The sequence below is a fragment of the Streptomyces wedmorensis genome (genome assembly GCF_000716445.1).
Taxonomy (GTDB): Bacteria; Actinomycetota; Actinomycetes; order Streptomycetales; family Streptomycetaceae; genus Streptomyces; species Streptomyces wedmorensis.
Genome location: NZ_JNWK01000035.1, coordinates 136,741 through 162,255, shown reverse-complemented (window position 1 = coordinate 162,255; position 25,515 = coordinate 136,741). Strand labels below are relative to the sequence as shown.

The window sequence follows — 25,515 nt, the reverse complement described above, 5'->3', positions numbered from 1 at the left end:
GAGCCGACGATGACCATCTTCCACGGCGGACGGCGCAGAGCCGCCCTCGCCCTCGCCCTGTCCGGCGTCCTCGCACTGACCGCCACCGCCTGCGGTGACGACGGCAGCGGCACGGGCGGCGACAAGGGCACCGAGGGTTCGGGCAAGGGAAAGATCACCTTCTGGGACAACAACGGCGGTGTCCGCACCGAGGTCTGGAAGGAGATCATCGCGGACTTCGAGAAGGCGAACCCCGACATCGACGTCGAGTACGTCGGGGTCGCGTCCAAGGAGGTCCAGTCGAAGTACGACACCGCCATCCAGGGCGGCGGTCTGCCGGACGTCGGCGGCGTCGGCGCGGCGATGCTCGCCGGGATCGCCGCGCAGAACGCCCTGGAGCCGCTCGACGCCCGCATCGACGGCAGCTCCCTCAAGGGGAAGCTGAACGCCGGCATGGTCGCGAGCGTCAAGTCGGCCGGCGGCCAGGACAAGCTGTTCACCGTCCCCACCTCCGCCAGCAACGGCGTGCTGTACTACCGCACCGACCTGTTCGAGGCGGCCGGCCTCGAAGAGCCCTCCACCTGGTCGAAGTTCTACGCGGCGGCCGAGAAGCTGACGGCGGCCGACAAGAACCGCTTCGGCTACACGATCCGCGGCGGCGCCGGCTCCATCGCCCAGGCCCTTGACGCCGTGTACGGCCAGAGCGGCATCACGTCCTTCTGGAACGGCGACAAGACCACCGTCAACGACCCGAAGAACGTCGCCGCCCTGGAGAAGTACGCCGGCCTGTTCAAGAGGACCACCCCGGCCGCCGACGTCAACAACGACTTCACGAAGATGGTCGCCCAGTGGGACAGCGGCCAGATCGGCATGCTGAACCACAACCTGGGCTCGTACAAGGACCACGTGAAGGCGCTCGGGACGGAGAAGTTCCGGGGCATCCCCAACCCGACCCTCGACGACGGCACCCGGGTGCAGGTCTCCAACCCGGTCGACGGTCTCGGGCTCTTCTCGTCGAGCAAGAACAAGGCCGCGGCCTGGAAGTTCATCGAGTTCGCCGCCTCGCACGAGTCCAACAGCAAGTGGAACGAGTCGGCCGGCGCCATCCCCGCCAACACCGAGGCCGCCGCCGATCCCTGGCTGCAGAAGGCCGAGCCGACGAAGCTCGGCGCCGAGGTCCTCTTCAGCGGCAAGGCCACCATCGTGGAGCTGCCGTACTACCTGCCGGACTGGAACACCATCTCCAAGGCCGACAACGAACCCGCCTTCCAGAAGGTCCTCCTCGGCAAGTCCACCGCCAAGGAGTTCCTCGACCACCTCGCCGAGCAGCTGAACGCCGCCCAGGCCGAGTGGAAGCAGCAGAACAAGTGAGCGTCGGCCGCCGCGCGGTCGTCACGGCCGGGGCGGGTCTCGCGCTCGCCCTGGCCGGGGCTCCGGCGGCGCAGGCGCTGGGGCGGCCCCGTACGAGGACGCTGTTCATCGCCGGCGACTCGACGGCCGCGCAGAAGTACGCCGACGCGGCGCCCGAGACCGGCTGGGGCATGGCCCTGCCGTTCTTCCTGCAGCGGGGGATCGAGGTCGCCAACCACGCGGTGAACGGACGCAGCACCAAGAGCTTCCTCGACGAGGGGCGGCTCGAACCGATCCTGGCGGCGGCGTGCCCCGGCGACCTGCTCCTGATCCAGTTCGGCCACAACGACGGGAAGGCCGCCGACCCCACCCGCTACACCGAGCCGTGGACGACCTACCAGGACAACCTGCGCGTGTTCGTGGAGGGCGCGCGGTCCCGGGGCGCCCTTCCGGTGCTCGCCACCTCCGTGGAACGGCGGAAGTTCGCCGCCGACGGGACGGCCCTGCGCACGCACGGCGCGTATCCGGCGGCGATGCGGGAGGCGGCCGCCGCGTCGGACGTACCCCTCCTCGACATCGAGGCGCTGTCCCTGGCCCTGTGGCAGCAGCTCGGGCCCGAGGTCACGAAGACGTACTTCAACTGGACCGCGACCGAGCAGGACAACACGCACTTCAACCCGCCGGGTGCGATCGAGGTGGCCCGTCTGGTCGCCGCCGAGCTCCTGCGCACCCACGTCCTCGCGCCGTGTGAGACGCGCCGCCTGGACGACGCGATACCCACCGACCGGATCACCTGGCCCGTTTCCGAGGAGAGCTGACAGTGAACCGACGCAAGCGACTGGGAGCGGTGGCCGCGGCCGCCCTCGCCCTGACCGTCACCGCGCCCGCCGCAGGTGCCCAGGCCGGTCACCGGCCGGGCGCCGACCCGGCCCGTGCCGTCCTCCCGGCCGGGGACGGCTGGGCGTCCGAAGGCACCGGCACCACCGGCGGGGCCGCCGCCGACGCCTCCCGGGTCTTCACCGTCACCACCTGGGAGGAGTTCCGGACCGCGCTCGCGGTGCCCGGCACCGAGCCCCGCATCGTCAAGGTGGCCGGCACGCTGAACGCGACCGCCGCCGGCTGCGCCGCCTTCGAGGCCCCCGGCTACGACTTCGCCCGCTACCTCGCCGACTACGACCCCGCCGTCTGGGGGTACGAGAACGAGGTCAGCGGCCCCCAGGAGGTGCTGCGGGCCGCCTCCGCCACCGCCCAGGGGCAGGCCGTCAAGGTGAAGGTGCCCGCCAACACCACGGTCGTCGGCATCGGCCGGAACGCGGGCATCACCGGCGGCAGCCTCCAGGTGCAGGGCGTGGACAACGTCATCGTCCGCAACCTCACCCTGGAGAGCCCCCTCGACTGCTTCCCGCAGTGGGACCCGACGGACGGCGCGACCGGGGCGTGGAACTCCGAGTACGACAGCCTGGTCGTGTACGGCTCCACCCACGTGTGGATCGACCACAACACCTTCACCGACGGGGCGCACCCGGACGCTTCGCTGCCCTCCTACTACGGGGAGGTCTACCAGCAGCACGACGGCGAACTGGACGTCGTGCGGGGCGCGGACCTCGTCACCGCGTCCTGGAACGTGTTCACCGATCACGACAAGACCCTGATGATCGGCAACAGCGACAGCGCCGGCTCCACCGACCGGGGCAGACTGCGGGTCACCCTCCACCACAACCTCTTCGAGAACGTCGTGGAGCGCGCGCCGCGGGTCCGCTTCGGCCGGGTCGACGCGTACAACAACCACTTCGTGGTGCCGAGCGGCCCCTACGTGTACAGCCTCGGCATCGGCCAGGAGTCCCAGCTGTTCGCGGAGAAGAACGCGTTCACGCTCGCGGCGGACGTCCCCGCCGGGAAGATCCTGAAGAAGTGGAAGGACGCGCCGGTCACCGTCGCCGGCAACTACGTCAACGGCGCCCCGGTCGACCTGCTCGCCGTCCACAACGAGCAGTACCCGGCCGAGGTGCTGCGCGCCGACGCGGGCTGGACCCCGGTCCTGCGCACCCGGGTCGACCACCCGCGGGCCGTCCCCGCCCTCGTCGACCACCGGGCCGGCGCCGGCCGGCTCCGCTGACCCCCGGCATCCCAGGAGGATCCGCATGCCCGCGCACCCCACCGGAGCGGGGGCCCTCGGCCGCCGCTCCCTGCTCACCGCCGGCGTCGGCGCCGCGCTCGCCCTGGCCCTGCCGGGCGGGACCGCGGCCGCCGCGCCGCCCGGCCCCGCCGGGCCCTTCGGGCGGTTCGGGTCTCCGGCGGCCCGGCTCACCGAGCGGACGCTGTACGTGCATCCCGGCGGCCTCGGCGACCACGCCACCGTCCGGGCGGCGGTCACCGCGGCGTCCGGCCCCGGTTGGACCCTGGTGCTCGCCGCGGGCACCTACCGCGAGACCGTCGCGGTGAGCCCGGCCCGTACCGACATGACCTGGATCGGCGCGACGGGGGATCCCCGGGACGTCGTCGTGGTGTACGCCAACGCGGCGGGCACGCCCCGGCCGGAGGGCGGCACGTACGGCACCACCGGCTCCGCGACCACCACCGTCCAGGCGGACGGCTTCACCGCCCAGGGGGTCACCTTCGCCAACGACTTCCTCCGCACCGACCTCCCCGGCAACCCCGGCACCCAGGCCGTCGCGCTCAAGGTGCAGGGCGACCGGTCGGCCTTCTTCCACTGCCGGTTCCTCGGCCACCAGGACACCCTGTACGCCGACTCGACGTCCCTGGCGGCCGTCGCCCGCCAGTACTACGCCCACTGCTTCGTGGAAGGAGACGTCGACTTCGTCTTCGGCCGGGCCCGGGCCGTCTTCGAGCACTGCCACTTCCGTACGCTGCTCCGCACCGACCTGGCGGCGGCGCCGCACGGCTTCGTCTTCGCCCCGTCCACGGCCCGGTCCCACCCGTACGGCTTCCTCGCCGACCGCTGCCGGGTCACCAGCGGGGCACCGGACGGCTACTACAAGCTGGCCCGGCCCTGGGTGCCCGGTTCGGACCCCACCGCCTGGCCGTCGCTCGTCGTCCGGGACAGCGTCCTCGGCCCCGGGATCGACGCCGCGGCCCCGTACGCGAACATGCGCGACGCCCATCCGTGGCAGGCGCAGCGGTTCGCCGAGTACCGCAACACCGGGCCGGGCGCCGAGGTCACGACCCCGGAGAGCCGCCCCCAGCTCGACGAGGCCGCCGCCGCGTCCGCGACCCGGGGGACGTATCTGGGTGACTGGGCTCCCCGGCGGCCCTGCGTCTGACGCCGCCGGACGCACCACCCGGGCCCCGGTCGGGGGCTCGGGTGGTCTCCGCGTTCACGGGCGCAGGAGCGGGAAGTGCACCGGCGCCCAGAGAGCGCGGACGGCGGCCCGGGCGTCGGCCACGGGGGCGTCCCGCGAGCCGTCGTCGGCGGCGAGGCCGGCCGCCCCGGCGTCGTCGGCCCCGAAGCCGTCGCCCTCGTGCTCGTGGGTCCGCCACACCTCGGCGGTCCCGGTGGACTCGTCGAACGGCGGCCAGCCCGGGTCACCGGTCGCGGCGAAGCCGGCCCAGGCGCGCACCATGCGGCGGGACAGCTCGTGGTCGGCGGGGGTGGGGGCGCCGCCGATGAGGAACGCCACGCAGTCCTCGTCGACGTTGCCGAAGGCGAAGGGGACGTCCGCGCAGTGCCAGGCGCGCACGGGCCCGTCCGGGCCGGTGCGCCGCCGGTCGAAGCGCGACAGGTACGTCCGGCCGCCGCCCCGGGCCTGCCGCTCGGCGAGCCGGTCGGCGTACGCCCCGAACAGGAGGTCGCCGAAGACGGCGAGGTAGACGTCGAGCACCGGCGCGTCGGGGCGTTCGGCCCGGTAGCCGGCGACCAGATCGTCGGGCAGTCCGAAGTCCCTTGCGAACAGCGCCAGTTGCTCTTCGGTGGTGACCTTCGCGCTGCTGCCGACCGCGTCGAGCAGCCGGTACTCCTCGGTGGTGTGGCAGACCAGCAGGTCCACGTCCCGGGCGACTCCGGCGGCCAGCGCGGCGAGGGGGTCGGTGGGCAGGACGCCGCCGTCGAGGACGGGGGCGTACAGCGAGGGGTCGTAGTGGCGGGAGCCCGATGCGGGGTCGCGCCGGTAGTCGTCGACCACGCGGTCGGAGGCGGCGACCAGGGCCTCCGGGCTCGTCGAGCGGAGCCCCGCCGCCGTGGCGGGGCGGCCCGCGGCGGCGGCGACCTCGCGGGTCGTCGCGGCCGCGATCTCCCGCGTGTGGCAGGGACTCGCGGGGCTGTGGGCGATGGCCCGGCGGAACAGGCCGCGGGCGCGGTCCATCACCATCAGGCAGGCGACGGACGCGGCTCCGGAGGACTGGCCGGCGACGGTGACGTTGTCGGGGTCGCCGCCGAACGCGGCGATGTCGGACCGGACCCAGCGCAGGGCCGCGACCTGGTCGAGCAGGCCGCGGTTGTCCGGGTGTTCGCCGTCCGCGGCGTCGGGTACGTGCCCGAACCCCTCGAAGCCGAGACGGTAGTTGACGGTGACGACGACCAGGCCGGCGCGGGCGAGGGCCTCGCCGTCGAAGTCGGGCTGCGCCGATGAGCCGAAGGTGTAGGCGCCGCCGTGGATCCAGACGAGGACGGGCAGGGAACCGCCGTCCGGGGCCGGGGTCCAGACGTTGACGGTGAGGATGTCCTCGTCGCCTGGCGACCACACGGGCGAGCCCGGCAGTTCCGCCGACTGCGGGGCGACGGGGCCGAAGGCCGTGCAGTCCCGCACTCCGTCCCACGCCGCCGCCGGGCGCGGCTCCCGGAACCGGTCGGCGCCGAACGGCGGTGCGGCGTAGGGGATTCCGAGCGCGGCGACGACGCCGGAGGACGCCCGGAAGCCTCGTACCGCACCGCTCGTCGTCTTGAAGATGTCCATGGCCGCAGCTTCCCACCGCGCCCCTGACCGGCACCAACACCAAGATCACGACGATTCACGCGCCGCCGGTGTCAATGCCGGGGGCAGGCGTCGCGGCCGTGTCAGAGCAGCAGGTCGACACAGTCGATCGCGGTGCCGGGGCTGAGGAACCCGGTGCCGGAGGAGCCGCTGACGACGTTCAGCCTGAGGACGTTGTACTGCGTCGGATCGGTCTTCCAGGCGCTCGCCGGGACGACGTGGGTGAAGGTGTGGTTGTTGCCCCGGTAGGAGCCGTTGGTCAGGGAGCGCGTCGAGGGCTGGGTGGGCGGCGAGGGGATCGCGGAGACCCAGTCGTTGACGGTGACCTGCGGGCGTCCGTTGAGGAAGGCCGTGGTGACGCCGATCCGGAGGGTGTGCGCGGCGGCGGCCTGGGCGGCGGTGAGCCGGAAGTGGACGAGGACGCCGTCGTTGACGTCCTTCCACAGGTAGCAGGGGAACGACCCGGACACGTCACTGCCGTCGACGACGACGTTCCCGGTCCAGGACGCCGCCCGGACGTCGGCGGGGTGGGCGTACGTCATGAGGACGGCGTTCTTGAACGCGCCGGGCGTGCCGTCCCAGTCGCCGATCCGCCAGATCGCGGGGGCGGTCGCGGGGTCGTTCGCCAGGGTGATCGTGTGGAGGGCGGTGGCGGTGCCGGCGGTGACCGTCACCGTGCCGGTGTGGACGGCGAGTTCGCCCTTGTACACGGTCAGGGTGTACGTACCGGGGAGCATCCCGCGGCAGGAGAAGGCGCCGGTGCCGGCGGTCGCGCGGGTCCAGTACTGGGCGTCGGCGTTGGCGAAGCCGACCGTGTAGGGACGGTCGGCGTCCATGCCGGCGAGGCCGACGCCGGCGACCCTGCCGCGTCCGGCCGCGCCGACCCAGCCGGGGATGCCGAGGCCGTCCACCCAGGAGGTGTCGTGGACGGCCGCGTGAAGCGCCGGGTCGGGCGCGCCGCCGTCGGTGAACGCGAGCAGATACGGCCCCTGGAGGCCGAAGCGCATCGGCTCCGTCTGGGACTGGTCGTAGTGGAGGATCTCGTACAGGCCGACGCCCAGCTCGTTCGAGTGCCGGAGCAGGGATCGGTAGAACGGGCCTCCGGACGCCTTCTCGTGGTTGGAGCGGACCATCCAGAGGCCCACCGACCCGGTGGTGTGGCCGACGTGGGTGTAGTCCATGACCCGCACCCCGGAGTAGTGCTTGGAGCGGGTCTGCCCGTCCGCCCGCCGCCACACGTCGCCGGCCTCGATGACGCTGTCGGCGCCCTCCACCCAGGAGTCGGGCCCCTCGTTCGGGAAGATCCCGGGCTTCAGACGGGCGATGAAGCGGGTGGCGGTGAAGGACGTGTCGGCCTTGTCCGTCCACAGGTAGACGTTGTTCAGTCCGGCGCGCGCCGCGATGTAGTGCCGCAGCGTCCCGTGCGCGACGGTCACGAGCACGGTCGAGCCGCTCTGCGCCAGGGTCACGGTGGAGGCCCCGAGTCCCGACTCCACGTGCGAGTGCTTGCCCCCGTACCCCTCGTACTCCTTCCCCTTGTACACGAGCGACGTGATGTCCCCCGTCGACTTGGAGACCTTGAACACCAGCCCCGCCCCGGTGTCGAGAACGTACTGCGTGCCGTCGTCACTCCACCCGAACGCGGCCGCCGAAGCGGCCACCGGCACGATCCCCCCGGCCGCGGCCAGGGCCGTCCCCGCCACGGCGGCCCCGAGCAGGGTCCGTCGACGCGGGGCGTTCTCGGTCATGTCGTACGAGCTCATCCGCATGGCTCCTTCGGTACGGGCGGTACGGGGCGGCTCCCGATTGCCCCTTGGTCGCCGCCGGGCGGGGAAGGGTTGCCGGGTTTCGAGACGTTTCAGGGGGTCGCCCCGGAGGCGTCGCCGGCCCGGAGGCGGCGGCGGCCGTACGCGACGGTCAGCACCGCCAGGAACGGGCCCCACAGGACGAGCGGGGCGTAGCAGACGTAGTAGGACGCGGCCTGCCAGCCGCCGCTCCTGCTCGGGAAGTCGGCGGGCAGGGCGTCACCCCTGATGGTGGTGCCCATGACCTCGGTGGCCAGGGCCAGGACGGTCCACAGGAGCGTGAGCGCCGTGGCGCCGAGGGCGGCGGGGACGAGGACGGCCGCCGGGGGGATGCGACGGCCGCGCAGGCCGGGGACCCACTCCGGGACGACCTCGCCCCAGCGTGCGACGAGCCCGATCGCGGTGAAGGCGACGGCTTCGGAGAAGAGGGAGAGGAAGACGACGTACGCCCGCTCGCCGGGGCCGATCCCGGAGTCGAAGGCCGCCGGGAGGCGCCAGAGGCCGGCCGGGAGGACGGTCAACGGCACGGCGTACGCGAGGAGGCGGACGCGTCGCGAGACCCCGGGGACGGGTTCGTGCGCCGCCCGCCAGAGGGCGCGGAGGCGGCCGGGGCCGCCGGTGGAAGGCGCTTGGGTACGGCGGAGTCGCTGCTGCATGCGCGGTCCTCGGTCCGGTGGGCCGCCGCGCGGCCCGCTCGGTCTCGACGATCGCGCGCGGCGGGCGCCGGGGGATCACGCCGGGGGCCGAACCCGCTCCCCCGTGCGGCGGAGACGGCGGTACGCCCCCGGGCGCGGGACCGCGGCGGGTCAGCCCGCGGGCGTCGGGCCGAAGGCGCCGGTGAGGGTGGTGCGGCCGCCGCCGGGGGAGGTGAGGAGGGCGGTGTAGGCGTCGGCGGAGGCGTCGCGTACGCCTTCGGCGTGGTTGTACTGGGCGGCGAAGACGTGGGGGCCGGGCGGCAGGGAGCGGCCGGGCTTGAGCGTCCAGCGGTAGACGAGGGCGGTGGTGTCCTCGGTGACGGTCACGGTGAAGTCGTCGGCGGGGCGGGTCTGCCAGTGGCCGGTGGTCGCGACGCCGGGGGTGCGGGCGACGCGCAGTTCGACGGTGAGGCCGGAGACGGGCGTCCCGGTCGTGAGGGCGAGGTCGCTCTGCGCCCACCAGCGGTTGCTGCCGGGGTCGATGGTGCCGGTGGCGCGGGCGGTCGGTCCGGGGGCGGGCAGGGTGGTGGCGGGCCCGGCGGGCCGGTCGCCGAGCGTGGTCGCGGCGAGGCCTCCGATGCCGACGACACCGGCGACGGCCGTGGCGACGGCGATCGTCACGGTCCAGCGGCGGCGGGGCCGGCCGCCGGGGGCGGGCAGGCGCCGGGACGTGGGGGCGGGCTCGGCGAGGCCGCGTTCCACCCGGGCGAGGATGCGGGCGCGGTCGGGCCGGTGCGCGAGCGCCGCCTCCTTGAGCTCGCGGCGGAGCCGGGTCTCGTCCATCACTGCCTCCCCGCGGTGAGTTCGGTGGCGGCCCGGGGGCCGAGCAGCCGCTGGAGTTCGGCCATGCCCTTGGCGGTCTGGCTCTTGACCGTACCGACCGAGACGCCGAGGGCGAGGGCGGTGTCGCGTTCGGAGAGGTCGAAGGCGTGCCGGAGGACGACGCAGGCGCGCTTGCGGAAGGGCAGGGCGCGCAGGGCCGTCCGCACGTCGACGACGGCGGGCACGTCGGGGTCCTCGGTGTGCTCGGGGCGCCGGTCCCAGAAGGCGGCGATGCGGCGGCGTTCGCGTACGGTGCCGCGGATGCGGGTGCGGACGAGGTTGGCGACGACGCCACGGGCGTAGGCGGCGGGGTGGTCGGCGGCGCGGACCCGGTCCCAGCGGTGCCACAGCGCGAGCATGGCGTCGGCGGCGAGGTCGTCGGCGGCGTCGGTCTCGCCGGTCAGCAGGTGGGCGAGACGGGCGAGTTCGGCGTAGTGACGCTCGAAGAAGGCGCGGAACTCCGTCGCGCTGTCGTCGGTGTCAGCGTCCGTCGCGCCCATGACGGTCCTCGGTGGGGAGGGCGGGTGCGGCGGGGCCGGTGCTGGCGCGGGCGGTCAGCCGGGGCGCGATGAGTTCGGTGCCGCGCGGGGCCTGTCCGGCGAGGCGTTCGACGAGGCGCTCGACGGCCCGTCGCCCCATCTCCTGGGCGGGTACGGAGACGGCGGTGAGGGGCACGGAGGCGTGCACGGCCACCTGGTCGGGGCAGATCGCGACGACGGAGACGTCCTCGGGGACGGCGCGGCCCTGGTGGCGCAGGAGGGCGAGCAGGGGTTCGACGGCGGCCTCGTTCTGGACGACGAGGGCGGTGGTGCCGGGGCGTTCCTCGAAGACGCGGGTGACGGCGGCGGCGACGGCCGCGTAGGTGCCGTCGACGGGCCGGTGGAGCAGGCCGACGCCGTGGGCGGCCGCGGCGGCGCGCAGTCCGGTGAGGGTGCGGGCGGCGAAGCCCGTGCCGCGCTCGTAGACGGCGGGCGGTTCGCCGAGGACGGCGACGCGGGTGTGGCCGAGGGCGGCGAGGTGGTCGACGCAGCGGGCGCCGGCGGCCTCGAAGTCGAGGTCGACGCAGTCGAGTCCGGTGCTGTCGGCCGCCTCGGCGGTCTCGGCGGGCAGGCCGATGAGGACGGCGGGCCGTTGGGCGGCCTGGAGGCAGGGGATCCGCGGGTCGTCGAGGCCGACGTCCATGACGATCATGGCGTCGGCGACGGCGCTTCCCTCGACGCGGCGGACGGCCTCGGGGCCTTCTTCGCCGGTGAGCAGCAGGACGTCGTAGCCGTGGGTGCGGGCCGTGGTGGTGACGGCCATCGCGATCTCCATCATCACGGGTACGTAGAGCCCGGTGCGCAGCGGCATCATCAGGGCGAGGATGTCGGTGCGGCTGCTGGCGAGCGCGCGGGCGCCGGCGTGCGGCCGGTAGCCGAGGGTGTCGATGCTGTGCTGGATGCGCTCGCGGGTGGGGCCGGATATGGAGCGTTTGCCGCTGAGCACGTAGCTGACGGTGCTGGCCGAGACCCCGGCGTGGCGGGCGACATCGGCGAGGGTGACCACGTGCGCGCTCCTGGACGGTTCCCGGTGTTCCGGGCGACCGCCCGACGATTCGGCTCCCGACCCTAAGCGGCGGCTCGACGAGCTGTCCAGGCGGGTCGCGAAGAGTCCAAGGGCCGGGTGGCCCGGCGGGGTTGTGCGGCGGCGGGGCGCGCGGTGGGATGGACATCGGCCGGCAAGCGCTTTCTGCATCGTTGCCCTCCTCTTCCCCTCCCGCTCTCCGACAGGAGGACCATGTCCGCCCCGCCCCTTCGCACGCCCGCGTCGCCGCCCTGGTACGAGGACGTCTCCCCCGGTCGCGGCACGCTCCCGCCCCGTGCCTGGTACGCCGGTTCCGACGCGGCCGCCCTGTCCCTGAACGGCGACTGGGCGTTCCGCCTCTCCCCCACCGCCGACGCCGAGGACGCGTCCTTCGCCGCCCCGGACTTCGACGCGAGCGCCTGGGGGACGGTCGCGGTGCCGGGCCACTGGGTGCTCCAGGGCGAGGAGCACGGCCGCCCCGCCTACACGAACGTGCGCTACCCCTTCCCCGTCGATCCGCCGCGCGTCCCCACCGAGAACCCGACGGGCGACCACCTGCGCCGGTTGGACCTCCCGGACGACTGGCCGGCGGCCGGCGGGGCCGTCCTGCGGTTCGACGGGGTCGATTCGTGCGCCCGGGTGTGGCTGAACGGCACGGAGCTCGGCGAGTTCAAGGGTTCCCGGCTGGCCCACGAGTTCGCCGTCGGGCCCGTCCTGAAGGCCCGGGACAACGTCCTCGCGCTCCGCGTGCACCAGTGGTCCTCCGGCTCCTACCTGGAGGACCAGGACCAGTGGTGGCTGCCGGGCGTCTTCCGTGACGTGACCCTGCTGCACCGGCCGGACGGCGCCCCCGGGGACTTCTTCGTCCACGCCGCGTACGACCACGCCACCGGCGCCGGCACCCTCCGGGTGGACTGCGACGTGCCCGGCAGGGTCACCGTCCCCGGCCTCGGCCTCGACCTCGCCACCGGGGAGACGGCCACGGTCCCCGTCGAGCCGTGGAGCGCCGAGGTGCCCCGGCTGTACGACGGCGAGCTGGCCACGGCCGGCGAACGGATCCCGCTGCGGGTCGGCTTCCGGACGGTCGCCGTCGAGGACGGCGTGATCAGGGTCAACGGGCGCCGGATCCTCTTCCGGGGCGTCAACCGGCACGAGTTCCACCCGGAGCGCGGCCGGAGCCTCGACCCCGCGACCATGCGGCGGGACGTGGAGCTGATGAAGCGCCACAACGTCAACGCCGTCCGCACCTCCCACTACCCGCCGCACCCGGCCTTCCTCGACCTCTGCGACACGTACGGGCTGTGGGTGATCGACGAGGGCGACCTGGAGACCCACGGCTTCCAGGACCTGGCCTGGCGGGGCAACCCCGTCGACGACGCGCGCTGGACCCCGGCCCTGCTCGACCGGGCGGCCCGTCTCGTCGAACGGGACAAGAACCACCCGTCGGTCGTCATGTGGTCGCTCGGCAACGAGTGCGGCACGGGCGCGGGGCTCACCGCGATGGCGGAGTGGATCCGCGACCGCGACCCGTCCCGGCTCGTGCACTACGAGGGCGACCGCTCCTGCGCCGACACCGACGCCTACTCGCGGATGTACCCGCCGCACGCCGAGGTCGAGGAGATCGGCCGGCGGGCCGACTCCGGTCCGGAAGCCCGGCGCGAACTCCCCTTCATCCTCTGCGAGTACGCCCATGCCATGGGCAACGGGCCGGGTGGACTCTCCGAGTACCAGCGGCTCTTCGAGACGTACGAGCGCTGCCAGGGCGGCTTCGTCTGGGAGTGGATCGACCACGGCCTCGTCCACCCGGTCCACGGGTACGGATACGGCGGCGACTTCGGGGAGGAGGTCCACGACGGGAACTTCGTCTGCGACGGGCTGCTGTTCCCCGACCGGACGCCGTCGCCGGGGCTCCTGGAGTACAAGAAGGTGATCGAGCCCGTACGGATCGCCCCCGCGGGCCCGGACGCGGTCCGGGTGACCAACGGCCACGACGTCGCCGACCTCGCCCATCTCGCCCTCACCTGGTCCTTCCTGGCCGACGGCGAGACCCTCGCCACCGGCCCCCTCGACCTCCCGCCGCTCGCCGCCGGCGACAGCGCCCGGGTGCCGCTTCCCGCCCCGCCGCCGCACCCCGAGGGCGCGGAGACCCTCTGGACCGTACGGGCGTCGCTCGCACACGACACCCTCTGGGCGCCCGCCGGGCACGAGGTCGCCTGGGGGCAGATCCCGGTCACCCCGGCCGCCCCCGCACCGCGCGAGGCGCGCCGCGTACGGCCCGCCCGCGCCTCCGGCCTGATCACTCTCGGCCCCGGCGTCTTCGACGCCCGCACCGGAGAGCCGGTCGCCGTGGGGCCCGTCCCCGTCACGGGCCTGCGCCTCGACGTCTGGCGGGCGCCGACGGACAACGACGAGGGCGCGCCCTGGCAGCCCGACGAGCGCCACGGACCGGTCTGGCGCGAGCTCGGACTGCACCGGATGCGTCACCGCCTCGACGAAGTCGCCCTGGAGGACGACGGGTTGACCGTACGAACCCGGGTGGCCCCCGCCTCCTGGGACGTCGGGCTCCGCACCACGTACCGCTGGACCTCGGACGGCTCTGCGCTGCGCCTCCGGGTGGACGTCGCACCGGAGGGCACGTGGCGGGTGCCGCTCCCCCGGCTCGGCGTCCGGCTCGGCCTGCCGGCCGCGCTCGACCGCGCCGTCTGGTACGGCGCCGGGCCGGGCGAGGCCTACCCCGACACCCGCGCCGCCGCCCGGCTCGGCCGCTGGGAGGCCACGGTCGACGAGCTCCGGACCCCGTACCTGCGTCCGCAGGAGAACGGCGCCCGGATCGACACCCGACGACTGGAGCTGACCTCCGCCGGCGGAGGCGTACGGGTGGCGGGCGAGCCGCCGTTCGCGTTCACCGCCCGCCGCTGGACCACCGAGCAGCTGGACGCCGCCGCCCACGACGGGGACCTGGTCGCGGGCGACGTCCTCTGGCTGCACCTGGACCACGCCCAGCACGGCATCGGCTCCCAGTCCTGCGGCCCCGGCGTCCTGCCCGCCCACCGCCTCGACGCCGCCCCGGCGTCCTTCGTCCTCGTCCTCTCGCCCGTGAGGTGACGCGCCAGGCGGGTCAACGCGGCAGCGGCTCCGGGAGGATGCCCCGGGCCCGCAGCTCGCCGGCGACGAGGGCCGCGTACTCCGTGGCGCCGCGCACCGAGGTGTGGGTGTTGTCCCGCTTCTCGGCGGTCAGGTAGAGCGCCTTGGAGGCCTCGGGGCCCAGCTGTTCGACGCGCGCCTTCGTGAGGGCGGTGAGGTCGATCAGCGGGGTCCCGAGCGAGCCCGCGAGGGCGCGGATCTCGGCGGGGTGGTTCACGCCGAGGCCGTTGACCAGCAGGGCGGTGCCGTTGTCCAGGGTGCCGTCGGCGTTGAACCAGCGGCGGACGATCGGGGTGACGAGGACGGGTTCGCCGCCCGCGGCCCGTACCCGCTCGACGAGGGCGGTGAGGTTGGCCCGGTAGGTGGCCGCGTCCGTCTGCTTGTCGTTGTGGGCGAGCTGGATCAGGACGGGGTCGCCGGGCCGGATCGCCGCCTCGACCGTGTCGAAGAGCGCCGGGTTCGCCAGGAACGTGACGGTGCTCTCGCCGGAGTCGGCGTGGTTGGCGACGGCGACGCCCCGCTTCAGGTGGACGGGCAACTGCTGGCCCCAGCCGGTGTACGGGTCCCCCGGCTGGTCGCAGACGGTCGAGTCGCCGACGAGGAACAGGCGCCGGGCGGCCGGTGCGGGGGTGACCCGCAGCGCGGTGACGCGCGGGGCCGCGCCGCCGAGGACCAGGTCGAGGCCGGGGGTGCCGGCGGGCCCGGTGGGCTCGCCCTCCGGCTCCCGGACGTCGACGGTGAACGACCGGCGGGCGGTCCGCCCCGCCGCGGTGGCGGTCTCGGCGAGCAGGGCGCGCCGGGTCTCGCCGCCGACGGCGGTCGACCCGGCGGTCTCCCCGCCGAGGGTGACGGTGACGTCGTACGTGCCGGGCGCCACGTCGAAGTGGCAGGCGAGCGTGCCGGCGTCGGTGGGTGCGCAGTGGTCGAGGCCCTGGCCGAAGGGCCCGTCGGCGTGCGCGGCCGGTGCCGCGGCGAGCGTCCCGAGCAGGGTCGCCGTCGCGGCGAGGAGTGCGGTCTTCCTCATCGTGCGCCTCTCTGTCATCGCGGGAGTCGGTGGGGTCACTTGGGAAGGTGGTCGCCGACGAGGGCCAGGTTCTGGATGGCGGCGAGGCCGAACAGCGCCGTGGTGTTGGTGCTGATCCACAGGTGCTCGTAGCCGGGTTCGAGGGCGGCGGAGCCCTGGACGGGCGTCTTGTCCCAGACCATGGCCGCCGTGTACCCGTCGCTCTTGTCGAACTTGGCCCAGGCCCGCTGGGCGAGCTTGGCGTCGTTCAGCTGGGCCGCGGCGTAGGCGTCCTGGCGCGAGTGGCCCTGGAAGAGCAGGAGGGTGCCGAAGTTCTGGCTGTAGCGTGCGGCCTGCTCGGTCTTGCTCGCGTTGAAGTAGCGGCAGTAGTCGAGCCACGCGCTCTCGAACGCGGGCATGTCGACCAGGTCGATGAGCTCGGCGCACATCTCGACCAGGCCGAACATGGCGGACAGGTGCGAGACGCCGACGACGGGCTGCTCGGCGATCGCGAAGCGGCCGGTGTCGAGGTCGTAGAGCCCGGTGCCCTGGACGAAACCGTTGGGCTGGGCGGCGATCGTCTCCATCGTGGACCGCAGCCGCGCCTCCGCCTTCGCCGCCTTGGGGCCGCCGCGCTCCCATTCGGTGAGCCAGGCCGCGGCCAGTCCGCTCCAGTCGGTGCCGAAGCCGACGGACAGCGCGTGGCGGTCGGGGGTGTAGGGCTCGGTGCGGATCTTGCGGATGGGGTCGAGGACGAGGAACGTCTCGTCGGAGTCGACCTGCTCGTGCATGAGGTCGCCGACGCGCTCGTCGGCGGTGAGGAAGTAGTACGGGCGCCGGTAGACGGCGGTCGAGATGCGCTGCTGCTTGGCGCTGTCGGCGAAGTGCTGGACACCGTGCCGGGTCCCGAGGCCCGCCCACCGGCCGAGGTGATAGACGTCGACCTCGCCGGTGTGGCGCGTCATGGCCTCCGCGAAACGGAAGACGTCGGCGCGGCCGGAGCGCAGGTACGCGTACCAGAGCCACAGGTCGGGCGAGAGCTCCGAGTTGTCCCAGGCATAGCCCCCGACGTCGTACCGCCACTGGTGCCGGTCCTCGTCATAGGTGTGCATGATGTCGCCGTAGTCCCAGAAGCCGTACCAACGACGCTGCTCCGCCTGGTCCTTGTAATAGGTGAAGAGGAAATCGAGGTGGTCCTCGATCCTCGCCCTGGCAGGCGTGGAGCGGTCGACCGGCGAGAACAGTCCGCCGAACACCCGGGCACGGACGAGGTCTTCGGGACTGGCGGCGAGCTGCGGCGGGGTACGGACGGCCTCGGCCTGGGCGACGAGGGTCGCCGCGGCGGGGGTGGCGGCGTTGGCCCAGAACATCAGCTCACTGGTGCGGGCGATGCCGTACGGGGTACCGAAGCCCGGCTCGTGGTCCTCGTACGTGATGTTGAGACCTTCGAGCTGCTCGGCGTACGTGTCCTGACCCATGCCGTCGTGGTAGAACCGCAGGTCCATGGGCTGCGCCTCCGGCGACCAGAGCCACAGAGTCACCTCGGCCTCGTCGCCCGCGGCCCCCCGGATGTCGAGCTGTGCCGGATGCTTCTGCCAGAAGTCCCGCAGACCGAAGGACAGTCCCCCGGTCACCCCACCCACGTATCCGAAGCCGCTCGCGCGCCGGCCACCGCCGGCCGGGATCCAACCGTGGCCCGGCTTGGTGCGCTTGCGCAGCGTGAAGCCGTCTGCCGAGAGCTGGGCGAGGGTGTAGTCGCCCCAGGTCGGGACGTACTGCATGCGGGTCGTGACACGCTGGTCCCAGGTCGCCGGGTCCGGCAGCTTCTCACCCTTGACCTGGGCGGTGCGGACGGCGGCGCCCGGGTCACGGCGCAGTCCCGTCACGCCCTGGACCGCCTCCGTGAGGAAGCCCGCGCCCTCACCGGCGATCCGGACGTGCCGGTCGTAGGCGGCGTCACGCATCGGGACGGTGAAGCGGACGCCGAGACCGCGAATGAAATCCTTGGTGTGGTCGCCGTCATAGGTGATCGTGTGGACCATACGGAAGGAGTCGGAGCCGGCGTAGAAATAGAGACGCACCGAGAACGGCAGCCAACTCCTACTGCCCTTGCGGTGCTTACCGTCGATGCGGACCACGGCCCGCACAGGACCGCTCTGTTCGACAGTGGCTCCGGAGATCTCCCCGTCGAACCGCTCCCACTTCGCGTTGCCCTGGTCCCCATCGTCCAGGTCGCCCTGCCGAAGCAGCACGAGCCGCCCGTCGGTGGCGATCTTCACGCCGTCCCGCGCAACGGACTCGACCAGCTTCCCCCCGTCCTTCCACACCACAGCCCTCACAGTGCCCGTGTCGACGGTGATCCGGCGCCCCGACTCCACGACGGACACGCTCTCGGTGGCGGCCGCCGGAGTCCCGGGAGCGAGACTGAACCGCTCGACCCCCGCCACCCCCGGCCCGACGGCGTGCGCCGTCCACTTCAGAGACCCGTCGGGCCACCGCGCGGTGGTCCACGTCTGTACGGGCACGGCGGCGCCGTCAGCCGTCGTCAACGCGAACGTCTGATCACCGGGATGCACGCCCTTGGGCCACGCGACACCGAACGTCGACCCCGCAGCCGCGCCCAGCCCTCCGGGCTCCAGCCACGCGACCGTCGCGGGCCGATCGGCCGACGCCACCTCGGCAGGCACACCGGCCCGGGCATCCCCACGCCCCAGCACCCAGCTGAACTGCGCGGCGGCCCCCGCCACGACGGCGGCCTTGAGAAGAGAACGACGAGGAAGAGCGGACACGAGAACTCCTTTCAGGGGCACGCCGACGGCGCGCCTACGGAAGCGGGAGGTACGGGCGATGTTCAGAGCCCGCTGTGACGGGACGGGTGGGCACGGAACGGCACCCCGTGGGCCTTCGCCTTGCTGGACGGGACGGGACGGGACCGCGGACCCGGGCGGCGCCCGGCCCACCCACCGCGTGAGCCCACGGGACGGCACCCGCCCCACCCACCGCGTGGGCACACGGAACGGCACCCGCCCCACCCACCGCGTGGGCACACGGGACGGCGCTCCCGCCCACCCACCGTGTGGGCAATCGTCCCGCTGGGGCGGGACGGGTGGGCACACGGGACGGCGCCCTCGGCGGCGCCTCCGCCCCCTGCTGCCTGGACCCGCACCCCTAGCTCGGTGCACTTCGGGTGCGGGTTCAGGCGCGGAAGCCTGGGCCCGGCAAGGGGCGCCGTCCGTCGTGCCCACCCGTTCCGCCCCAGCGGAACGAATGCCCACAACGAGGCGGGGGCGCAGGCCCGGGGCGCAGGCCCGGGGCGCGGTGGGCGGCGGCGTGGGAGGCGGGCTGCGCCCCGGCGGAACGATTGCCCGCAACGGGCGGGGCGGGGGCCACCGGCGGAGCCGTCAGGCGGTGTTCGGCTGCCAGGGTGGAGGCGAGGAGGATGCCGAGGGCGGGTGGCGCCAGCGGGGCGGAGAGCGAGGCCGACGCGGCGGTCACCGCGAGGCCGCAGATGACGAGGAGGGAGCCGGCCGGGTCGCGGAGTGCGCGGCGGGCGGCGGGGCCGAGGAGGGAGCGCCAGCGGAGGCCGGGACGCCAGGCGGTGGCGGCGCGGAGGAGGGTGACGGTCAGCCAGAGCGCCGCGAGAGCGGCGAGGGCGGCGGTCGGCCGCCCGCCGGGCACGGGCAGCGCGCGTACGAGGGCGAGGTCGGCGCCGACCAGGGCCAGCGCGGCGGCGTAGCCGAGGCCTGTCGACCAGCCTCCGTCCCGTAGGGCGGCTCGGAGGTCGGCGGCGAAGAACCGCAGGCCTGCCTGCTGGTCGCCGGTCGAGCGCCGCAGGTGCGTCGCGCCGGCGGCGAGCGCCGCGGGCAGCGTCACCAGTGGCAGCGCGGCGACGGCGATCCACACCCCGGTGAGGAGGCATTCGGCGAAGACTTCGAATCGGGCGAGGAAGCGGCCCCGCGGACGCGCGCTCATCCTTTGAGGCCCGAGGTGGCCATGCCGTCGATGAGGTAGCGCTGGAAGGCGAGGAAGAAGGCGATGACGGGCAGCAGGGCCACCAGGGACATCGCGATCATGCCGCCGTAGTTGGCGACGCCGTCCTGGTCGACGAACATCTTCAGGCCGAGCGAGACCGTGTACTTCTCGGGTTCGTTGAGGTAGATCAGCGGGCCCATGAAGTCGTTCCAGGCGTTGATGAACGTGAAGATCGCGCTGGTGATGAGCGCGGGTCTGCACAGGGGCAGCACGATCGACCAGTAGGTCCGCAGGTGCCCGCAGCCGTCGAGGCGGGCCGCCTCGTCCAGTTCCTTCGGCAGTCCGCGCATGAACTGGAGCATCAGGAAGACGAAGAAGGCGTCCGTGGCGAGGTATTTGCCGAGCAGCAACGGCGTGTACGTGTTGATGAGTTCGAGCTTCTGGAAGAGCACGTACTGCGGGATGAGCAGCACGTGGTAGGGCAGGAGCAGGGTGCCGATCATGAGGGTGAAGAGGAGTCCGCGTCCGGCGAAGCCGATCTTGGCGAAGGCGTAGGCGGCCAGCGAGCTGGAGAGGACCACGCCGATCACGGAACCGACGGCGAGGAAGAGGGAGTTGCCGAAGAAGGTGGAGATGGGGATGTCGGCGATGCCGTCGGCGAGCCGCCGGTAGTTCTCGGTGACGGGGTCGGCGGGGAGGAGGTTCAGGCTGCCGACGATCTCGTCGTTGGGTTTGAAGGAGCCGCCGATCACCCACACCACGGGGTAGAGGAGGACGGCGAGGACGACGAGGGCGCCGAGGTGCCAGGTGATCGAACCCGCTGTGCGCGGCCTCCTGTTCCGTGTGGCGGTGTCCGGTCGGGTGCCGGGGGCGGTCCGTGTGGCGAGGCTCATCGGGCCCCCTCCTCGTAGTGGACCCAGCGGCGCTGGGACCAGAAAAGGACCGCCGTGACCAGGCCGACGGCGAGCAGCAGCATCCAGGCCATCGCCGAGGCCAGACCCATCCGGCTGTTCTCGAAGCCCTGGATGTAGAGGTAGCAGGTGTAGACGAGGGTGCCGTCGGCCGGCCCGCAAGCGTTGCCCTGGCTGCCGATGATGTAGGCGGAGCCGAAGATCTGGAAGGAGTGGATGGTCTCCAGGAGCACGTTGAAGAAGAGCACCGGGGAGATCATCGGCAGCGTGATGTGCCAGAACCGGCGCCATGGGCTCGCCCCGTCGACCTGTGCCGCCTCGTACAGCTCGCGTGGCACCTGTTTGAGCCCGGCGAGGAAGATGACCATCGGGGCGCCGAACTGCCAGACGGTCAGGGCGACCAGGGCGTAGATGATGCGGTCGGGGTCGCCGATCCAGCCTCCGGCGTCCATGCCGAGGAGTTGTTGCCCGCGGTCGACGGCGGCGCCGTCGGAGAAGATCGCGCGCCAGACGATGGCGATCGAGACGCTGGCGCCGATGAGCGAGGGTGCGTAGAAGGCGGCGCGGTAGAAGCCCTGGCCGCGCCTGCTCTGGTTGAGGAGCAGGGCGACGCCGAGCGCTGCGGCCAGTTTCAGCGGGGTGCCGATGACCACGTACCAGCCGGTGACTTCGACGGAGGTGCGCCAGCGGGGGTCGCCGAACATCTCGGTGAAGTTGTCGAGGCCGATCCACCGGGGGGCGTCGAAGAGGTTGTAGTCGGTGAAGGCGAAGTAGAGCGAGGCGACCATGGGCCCCGCGGTGAGCAGGAGGAAGCCGGCGATCCAGGGGGACATGAAGAGGTAGCCGGCGAGGTTCTCGCGGCGGGCCCTGCCGGTGGGGGTGCGGCCGCGCGGGTGTCCGCCGCCGGGCGGGGAGCCCGCGGGCGCGGCCTCCCCGGCGGGGCGGGTGACCGGCGCGGGGGTCGGTGCGGGGGTCACGGCGGTGTCCATCAGGAGGAGAGCGCCGTCTTGGCTTCGGTGAAGTACTGCTTCACCGCGTCCGCGACGGGCCGCTTGCCCAGGGACATCTCCTCGGCGAGCCGCAGGAACGCGGCCTCGCACACGTCGGCGCCGGCCGGGTGCGGGGTGATCGGTTCCAGGACGCGGGATTCGACGAGCTGCTTCTCGTAGGCGGCGATCTGCTTGCCGACCTCGTCCGTGGGCACGTACGCCTGGAACTGGGCGTCGGTGGCGGGGACGCCGCGGTCGTAGCCCATGATCCTGCCGACCTCGGGGTCGTGAACCATGAAGTCGATGAACTGGGCGACCTCCTTGGGGTGTTTGGTGCGCTTGGAGGCGCTGAGCATGAGGGAGCCGAGGTACTGGCCGGTCTTGCGTCCGTCCGTGGTGGGGATGGGGGCCAGGCCGTAGGTGCTCTTGCCTTCGGCGGTGTAGCGGACGGCGAAGTTGTCCCAGGTGAATTCGGAGCCCGCGAGTCCGGCGGTGACCGCGGACTTGGGCTTGGCCTGGATGGTCTTCTTCGGGTCGGCGTAGACGCCGGACCGCACGCGCTCGTAGGCCTTGGTCCACCAGTCCGTGAGGTCGGCCTCGGTGAAGCCGAGGCCGGAGGTGGTGAAGAACGCCTTGCCCTGCTGGCGCAGGTAGAGGTCGTACAGGTACATGATCCCGTACGGGCCGGCGTCGCCGGCCCTTCCCTGGCTCTGCTGGATCCTGGCGAGGGCCGCGTGGTACTCGTCCCAGGTCCAGCCGGGCTTCGGGGTGACGCCGGCCTCGGTGAAGACGGCCTGGTCGACGACGAGGGCCATCGAGTTGCTGCCGACGGGTATGCCGAGGAGTTTGCCGTCGACCTCGCCGAACTTCTCGAGGCCGGCCCGGAAGCCGTCGAGGCGGAGGTTTCCCGCCTCGGCCTGCTCGCGCAGGTCGAGGAGGACGTTCTTCGCGTCGTACTTGCGCAGGAAGCCTATGGCGTTCTGGAAGACGTCCGGTGCGTTGCCGCCCGAGGCCTGGGTGTTGAACTTCTTCCAGAAGTCGGCGTAGGGCTGGAAGTCCGTCTTGACCTTGATCTTCGGGAACTTCTTCTCGAAGAGGGCGATCGACTGGTTGATCCGCTTGGCCCGGTCGTCGGAACCCCACCAGGTGTACCGGATGGTGACGGTGCCGTCTCCCGAGCCGGAGCCGGTGCCGCAGCCCGCCGCGGTCAGGCCGAGGGCCGCAAGGGAGCTGCCGGCGACCTTCAGCAGGCTCCGACGGTCAACAGTGCCTTGAGTACGCACAGTTCGTCCTCCGCGCGTTATTAGAACGTTTCAGGAAAGCGCTTGCTGGGACAAAGTAGGGGGGTCGGCCAGCCACGTCAACGCTCCGGACAGGATCTTTCGAAGCGCTTCGAAGCCATGGTCGCGAGACCCCGGATGAAAGGATTCAACAACGGACCGGTCAGGCCAGCCGGATGACGTTCCACGACATGGGTTCGAGGGCCGCCCGCAGCACCCCGTCCACCAGCTGCGTGCCCGCCACGGGGTGCGGCACGACCCGCTCCGGCTCGTCCAGGGTGTTGCGGGCCTCGGGGTCCGCGTCGGCGAGCGCGCTGTGCTCGACGACCCGGTCGAGACCGAGGCCCCGCAGGGTCACCTCAAGGGGCAGGGGCGCGTTCCGGCCACGGTTGACCGCGAACACCGTCACCCCGCCGTCCTCGCCGCGTACGGCCGTGGCGTGCAGCAGCGACACGTCCCCGTACCGCTCCGTGGGGTACGTCGGCGAGGCCACGCGCACGTCGAGGACGGTCCCCCTGCCGTGGCGGGAGGCCTGCGCGAAGGGGAAGAAGGTGGTCTGGCGCCAGGAGGGGCCGCCGGGCTCGGTCATGATCGGCGCGATCACGTTGACGAGCTGGGCGAGGCAGGCCACCGCGATCCGGTCCGCGTGCCGCAGCAGGGCGATCACCAGGGTGCCGAAGACGACGGCGTCGGTGACCGTGTACACGTCCTCCAGGAGGCGCGGGGCCTCCTGCCAGTCCTCGAAGGGATGCGGGTTGGGCCGGCGCTGGTACCAGACGTTCCACTCGTCGAAGGAGAGGGTCAGCCGCTTCGGCGACTTGAGCCGGGCGCCGACGTGGTCACAGGTGGCGATCACCTCCTCGATGAACGCCTCCATGTGGACCGCGGAGGCCAGGAAGGAGTCGCGGTCCCCGTCGGTCTCCTCGTAGTAGGCGTGCAGCGAGACGTGGTCGACCACCTCGTACGTCTCCGCCAGGACGGTGGCCTCCCAGGCGGCGAAGGTCGGCAGGTCACGGGCGGAACTGCCGCACGCGACGAGTTCGAGGTCCGGGTCGATCCGGCGCAGGGCGCGGGCGGTCCGGGCCGCCAGCCTGCCGTACTCCTCGGCGGTCTTCTGCCCGGTCTGCCAGGTGCCGTCCATCTCGTTGCCGAGGCACCAGAGCCGGATGCCGAACGGGTCCTTGTCGCCGTGCGCGATCCGGCGGTCGGAGAGTTCGGTGCCGCCGGGGTGGTTGGCGTACTCGACGAGGTCCATGGCCTCCGTGATGCCGCGGGTGCCGAGGTTGACCGCCATCATCGGCTCGGCCCGCGGGCCGAGCTTGCGCAGGAACGCCATGAACTCGCTCAGGCCGAAGCGGTTCGTCTCGGTGGATCGCCAGGCGACGTCGAGCCGCCGCGGCCGCTGTTCGACCGGGCCCACGCCGTCCTCCCAGCGGTAGCCGGAGACGAAGTTGCCGCCGGGGTACCGCACGGCGGTCACGCCGAGTTCGCGGACGAGCTCCAGGACGTCGGTGCGCAGTCCGTCCTCGTCGGCGGCGGGGTGGCCGGGCTCGTGGATGCCGGTGTAGACGCAGCGCCCGAGGTGCTCGACGAAGGAGCCGTAGAGACGCGGATCGACGGGGCCGACGGTGAAGTCGGGATCGAGGGTGAAACGAGCGGTGCGGGTGGTGCGTTCGGCGTGGGACACGCGGTTCCCTCTCGTTCGACATGTTCGAAATTTCGACCAACGGTCGTATGTACGAACGAGAACGTAGGAGCGCGGAGTCGGGGCGTCAATGGACCGAGAGCACCGGAGACGGAACGACACCCGGACCGCGTGAAGTTCTTCTCGCAGCCACCGACTCTTCACGGAAACCCTTCGTCAATAAGCTTTCCGGTCAAGAAATTTGGCAAATGATCATGCTGACCAAGATCACTTCCTGTCGATAGAAACAAGATCGACAAGCGCTTGTGCGCCACACCCCACAAGGGAGGCAACCCATGAAGCGAGCCGGTACCGCCGTCATCACGGCCGCCGCTGCCCTCGCCCTCGTCCAGCCGTCCGCCGCCACCGCGGCCACGAGCACCGCCTGGACGGCCCCGACCTGCAACCGCGTCGTAGGCGACGGCGCGGTCACCTTCACCACGGACCTCGGAGCGAGCCTCGTCGGCACCACCGGCACGCTCAAGCCCGTGAGCTACACCCACGGCCTGGTCGCGCTCGGTGCCCCCGACACGCTCCTCGCCACCCGCAACAGCGAGCTCCAGCGCTCCACCGACGCGGGCTGTTCGTGGACCCGCGCCGCCTCACTGGGCAGCGCGTCCGCGAGACTCACCGCGGGCGGCGGGACCCGCGCCTTCGCGTGGGAGCCGAACGGCGGCTACCTCGCCCGGATCGACGGCTCCACCGTCACCCCGCTGACCTCGCCCGCCGCTTCCATCGTGGGCGTGGGAACCGACCCGGCCGACCCGAACCACGTCCGCCTCGCGGGCGACGACGGCCGCCTGTACGACTCCCGCGACGCGGGCGCCACCTGGACCGCCACCGGCACCCCGGCGTTCCCCGCGGGGACCGGTGTCTACTCGGTGACCTTCGATGCGGCCGACCCGAACCACGCCGTCGCCGGCGCCATGGTCCGCGGCGGCGCGGTGACCACCGACGGCGGCGCGACCTGGACCGCCTCCACCGGGCTGACCTCCGGCACCTCCGCGAACCTGTTCGCAACGGCCGTCTCCCCCGCGAACCCCCAGGTCGTCTACGGCATCGGCATCGACCTCGCCGAGTCGGTCCCGGGCTCCGGCAGCGAGGGCCGCCACATCTACCGCTCGACCGACGGGGGCCGCACCTTCGCGAAGGTCCTCGACGACACGGCGGAGCACAAGCTGACCAACAGCACCCTGCTCGCCCCCAGCCCCACCGACCCGAACGTCCTCCACTTCGAGTACGGCACGTACTTCATGGGCTACGGCACGGACCTGTTCCGCCTCGACACGGCGACGGGAACGGTCACCAAGACCCACAACGCCTTCGACGGCGTCTCGGCCATCGCCTTCAACCCCGCCCACCCCTCCGCCGATCAGGCCTGATCCGGCCT

The 25,515-nt window shown here is 72.8% G+C and carries 19 protein-coding genes; 6 read left to right on the top strand and 13 right to left on the bottom strand.

Annotated elements, in window-relative coordinates:
* The first annotated feature begins 9 nt into the window (after positions 1-9).
* The 4 genes from OO54_RS25800 to OO54_RS25785 are packed head-to-tail and all read left to right on the top strand — an operon-like array spanning position 10 to position 4,610.
* The gene (locus OO54_RS25800; protein WP_033207031.1) at positions 10-1,350 is read left to right on the top strand and encodes an ABC transporter substrate-binding protein; all 1,341 of its coding nucleotides are present in this window, start codon (positions 10-12) and stop codon (positions 1,348-1,350) included.
* Complete coding sequence (locus OO54_RS25795; protein WP_033207029.1) at positions 1,347-2,147, top strand: rhamnogalacturonan acetylesterase; 801 nt, start codon at positions 1,347-1,349, stop codon at positions 2,145-2,147. Before OO54_RS25800 ends, OO54_RS25795 begins: the two co-directional genes overlap by 4 nt.
* Before the next feature lie 2 nt (positions 2,148-2,149).
* On the top strand, positions 2,150-3,445 hold the full coding sequence (locus tag OO54_RS25790) for a pectate lyase family protein (RefSeq protein WP_033207028.1): 1,296 nt from the start codon (positions 2,150-2,152) through the stop codon (positions 3,443-3,445).
* A 25-nt stretch (positions 3,446-3,470) separates the two neighbouring features.
* On the top strand, positions 3,471-4,610 hold the full coding sequence (locus tag OO54_RS25785; RefSeq protein WP_033207026.1) for a pectinesterase family protein: 1,140 nt from the start codon (positions 3,471-3,473) through the stop codon (positions 4,608-4,610).
* A 54-nt stretch (positions 4,611-4,664) separates the two neighbouring features.
* Here the strand turns inward: OO54_RS25785 and OO54_RS25780 are convergent, their stop codons facing one another.
* From OO54_RS25780 to OO54_RS25755, 6 genes are all read right to left on the bottom strand, one after another.
* Entirely contained in the window at positions 4,665-6,239 is a 1,575-nt protein-coding gene (locus tag OO54_RS25780) for a carboxylesterase/lipase family protein (RefSeq protein ID WP_033207024.1), read from the bottom strand.
* A gap of 101 nt (positions 6,240-6,340) precedes the next feature.
* The gene (locus tag OO54_RS25775) at positions 6,341-8,020 is read right to left on the bottom strand and encodes a rhamnogalacturonan lyase B N-terminal domain-containing protein (RefSeq protein WP_033207022.1); all 1,680 of its coding nucleotides are present in this window, start codon (positions 8,018-8,020) and stop codon (positions 6,341-6,343) included.
* Between the two features lie 95 nt (positions 8,021-8,115).
* Positions 8,116-8,718, bottom strand: coding sequence for a hypothetical protein (locus OO54_RS25770; RefSeq protein WP_033207021.1), 603 nt, complete (start codon positions 8,716-8,718; stop codon positions 8,116-8,118).
* 150 nt (positions 8,719-8,868) lie between these two features.
* Complete coding sequence (locus OO54_RS25765) at positions 8,869-9,540, bottom strand: hypothetical protein (protein WP_033207017.1); 672 nt, start codon at positions 9,538-9,540, stop codon at positions 8,869-8,871.
* Complete coding sequence (locus OO54_RS25760; protein WP_033207015.1) at positions 9,540-10,079, bottom strand: SigE family RNA polymerase sigma factor; 540 nt, start codon at positions 10,077-10,079, stop codon at positions 9,540-9,542. Before OO54_RS25760 ends, OO54_RS25765 begins: the two co-directional genes overlap by 1 nt.
* Positions 10,060-11,124, bottom strand: a complete 1,065-nt coding sequence (locus tag OO54_RS25755; protein ID WP_033207013.1) for a LacI family DNA-binding transcriptional regulator — start codon at positions 11,122-11,124, stop codon at positions 10,060-10,062. Before OO54_RS25755 ends, OO54_RS25760 begins: the two co-directional genes overlap by 20 nt.
* A 231-nt stretch (positions 11,125-11,355) precedes the next feature.
* Here OO54_RS25755 and OO54_RS25750 point away from each other — a divergent pair, with 231 nt between their 5' ends.
* A complete protein-coding gene (locus tag OO54_RS25750) occupies positions 11,356-14,247 on the top strand; it encodes a glycoside hydrolase family 2 TIM barrel-domain containing protein (protein WP_033207012.1) in 2,892 nt (963 codons plus the stop codon).
* A gap of 13 nt (positions 14,248-14,260) precedes the next feature.
* On the opposite strand, the gene OO54_RS25745 is transcribed toward OO54_RS25750, so the two are convergent.
* The 7 genes from OO54_RS25745 to arfA form a co-directional block, all read right to left on the bottom strand.
* Positions 14,261-15,310: a rhamnogalacturonan acetylesterase gene (locus OO54_RS25745; RefSeq protein WP_033207010.1), complete on the bottom strand. Its 1,050-nt coding sequence runs from the start codon at positions 15,308-15,310 to the stop codon at positions 14,261-14,263.
* A gap of 35 nt (positions 15,311-15,345) precedes the next feature.
* The gene (locus OO54_RS25740; protein ID WP_033207008.1) at positions 15,346-18,078 is read right to left on the bottom strand and encodes an exo-rhamnogalacturonan lyase family protein; all 2,733 of its coding nucleotides are present in this window, start codon (positions 18,076-18,078) and stop codon (positions 15,346-15,348) included.
* Between the two features lie 406 nt (positions 18,079-18,484).
* Positions 18,485-19,261 carry a serine/threonine-protein kinase gene (locus OO54_RS25735; protein ID WP_063738327.1) on the bottom strand — a complete coding sequence of 259 codons (777 nt, stop codon included), beginning with the start codon at positions 19,259-19,261 and terminating at the stop codon, positions 18,485-18,487.
* Positions 19,258-20,154, bottom strand: a complete 897-nt coding sequence (locus tag OO54_RS25730; protein WP_033207006.1) for a carbohydrate ABC transporter permease — start codon at positions 20,152-20,154, stop codon at positions 19,258-19,260. The genes OO54_RS25735 and OO54_RS25730 overlap by 4 nt, the downstream gene beginning before the upstream one ends.
* Complete coding sequence (locus tag OO54_RS25725) at positions 20,151-21,161, bottom strand: carbohydrate ABC transporter permease (RefSeq protein WP_033207004.1); 1,011 nt, start codon at positions 21,159-21,161, stop codon at positions 20,151-20,153. The genes OO54_RS25730 and OO54_RS25725 overlap by 4 nt, the downstream gene beginning before the upstream one ends.
* On the bottom strand, positions 21,161-22,444 hold the full coding sequence (locus OO54_RS25720; protein ID WP_106970101.1) for an ABC transporter substrate-binding protein: 1,284 nt from the start codon (positions 22,442-22,444) through the stop codon (positions 21,161-21,163). The genes OO54_RS25725 and OO54_RS25720 overlap by 1 nt, the downstream gene beginning before the upstream one ends.
* A 160-nt stretch (positions 22,445-22,604) precedes the next feature.
* The gene (gene arfA, locus OO54_RS25715; protein ID WP_033207001.1) at positions 22,605-24,128 is read right to left on the bottom strand and encodes an arabinosylfuranosidase ArfA; all 1,524 of its coding nucleotides are present in this window, start codon (positions 24,126-24,128) and stop codon (positions 22,605-22,607) included.
* A 293-nt stretch (positions 24,129-24,421) separates the two neighbouring features.
* Here arfA and OO54_RS25710 point away from each other — a divergent pair, with 293 nt between their 5' ends.
* Positions 24,422-25,507, top strand: a complete 1,086-nt coding sequence (locus OO54_RS25710) for a WD40/YVTN/BNR-like repeat-containing protein (RefSeq protein ID WP_033206999.1) — start codon at positions 24,422-24,424, stop codon at positions 25,505-25,507.
* The last annotated feature ends 8 nt before the right edge of the window (positions 25,508-25,515 follow it).

Coding starts and splice junctions, on each gene's coding strand:
- OO54_RS25800 (WP_033207031.1), top strand. CDS start 10: ATGACCATCTTCCACGGCGGACGGCGCAGAGCCGCCCTCGCCCTCGCC.
- OO54_RS25785 (WP_033207026.1), top strand. CDS start 3,471: ATGCCCGCGCACCCCACCGGAGCGGGGGCCCTCGGCCGCCGCTCCCTG.
- OO54_RS25780 (WP_033207024.1), bottom strand. CDS start 6,239: ATGGACATCTTCAAGACGACGAGCGGTGCGGTACGAGGCTTCCGGGCG.
- OO54_RS25775 (WP_033207022.1), bottom strand. CDS start 8,020: ATGAGCTCGTACGACATGACCGAGAACGCCCCGCGTCGACGGACCCTG.
- OO54_RS25770 (WP_033207021.1), bottom strand. CDS start 8,718: ATGCAGCAGCGACTCCGCCGTACCCAAGCGCCTTCCACCGGCGGCCCC.
- OO54_RS25765 (WP_033207017.1), bottom strand. CDS start 9,540: ATGGACGAGACCCGGCTCCGCCGCGAGCTCAAGGAGGCGGCGCTCGCG.
- OO54_RS25760 (WP_033207015.1), bottom strand. CDS start 10,079: ATGGGCGCGACGGACGCTGACACCGACGACAGCGCGACGGAGTTCCGC.
- OO54_RS25750 (WP_033207012.1), top strand. CDS start 11,356: ATGTCCGCCCCGCCCCTTCGCACGCCCGCGTCGCCGCCCTGGTACGAG.
- OO54_RS25745 (WP_033207010.1), bottom strand. CDS start 15,310: ATGAGGAAGACCGCACTCCTCGCCGCGACGGCGACCCTGCTCGGGACG.
- OO54_RS25735 (WP_063738327.1), bottom strand. CDS start 19,261: ATGAGCGCGCGTCCGCGGGGCCGCTTCCTCGCCCGATTCGAAGTCTTC.
- OO54_RS25730 (WP_033207006.1), bottom strand. CDS start 20,154: ATGAGCCTCGCCACACGGACCGCCCCCGGCACCCGACCGGACACCGCC.
- OO54_RS25725 (WP_033207004.1), bottom strand. CDS start 21,161: ATGGACACCGCCGTGACCCCCGCACCGACCCCCGCGCCGGTCACCCGC.
- OO54_RS25710 (WP_033206999.1), top strand. CDS start 24,422: ATGAAGCGAGCCGGTACCGCCGTCATCACGGCCGCCGCTGCCCTCGCC.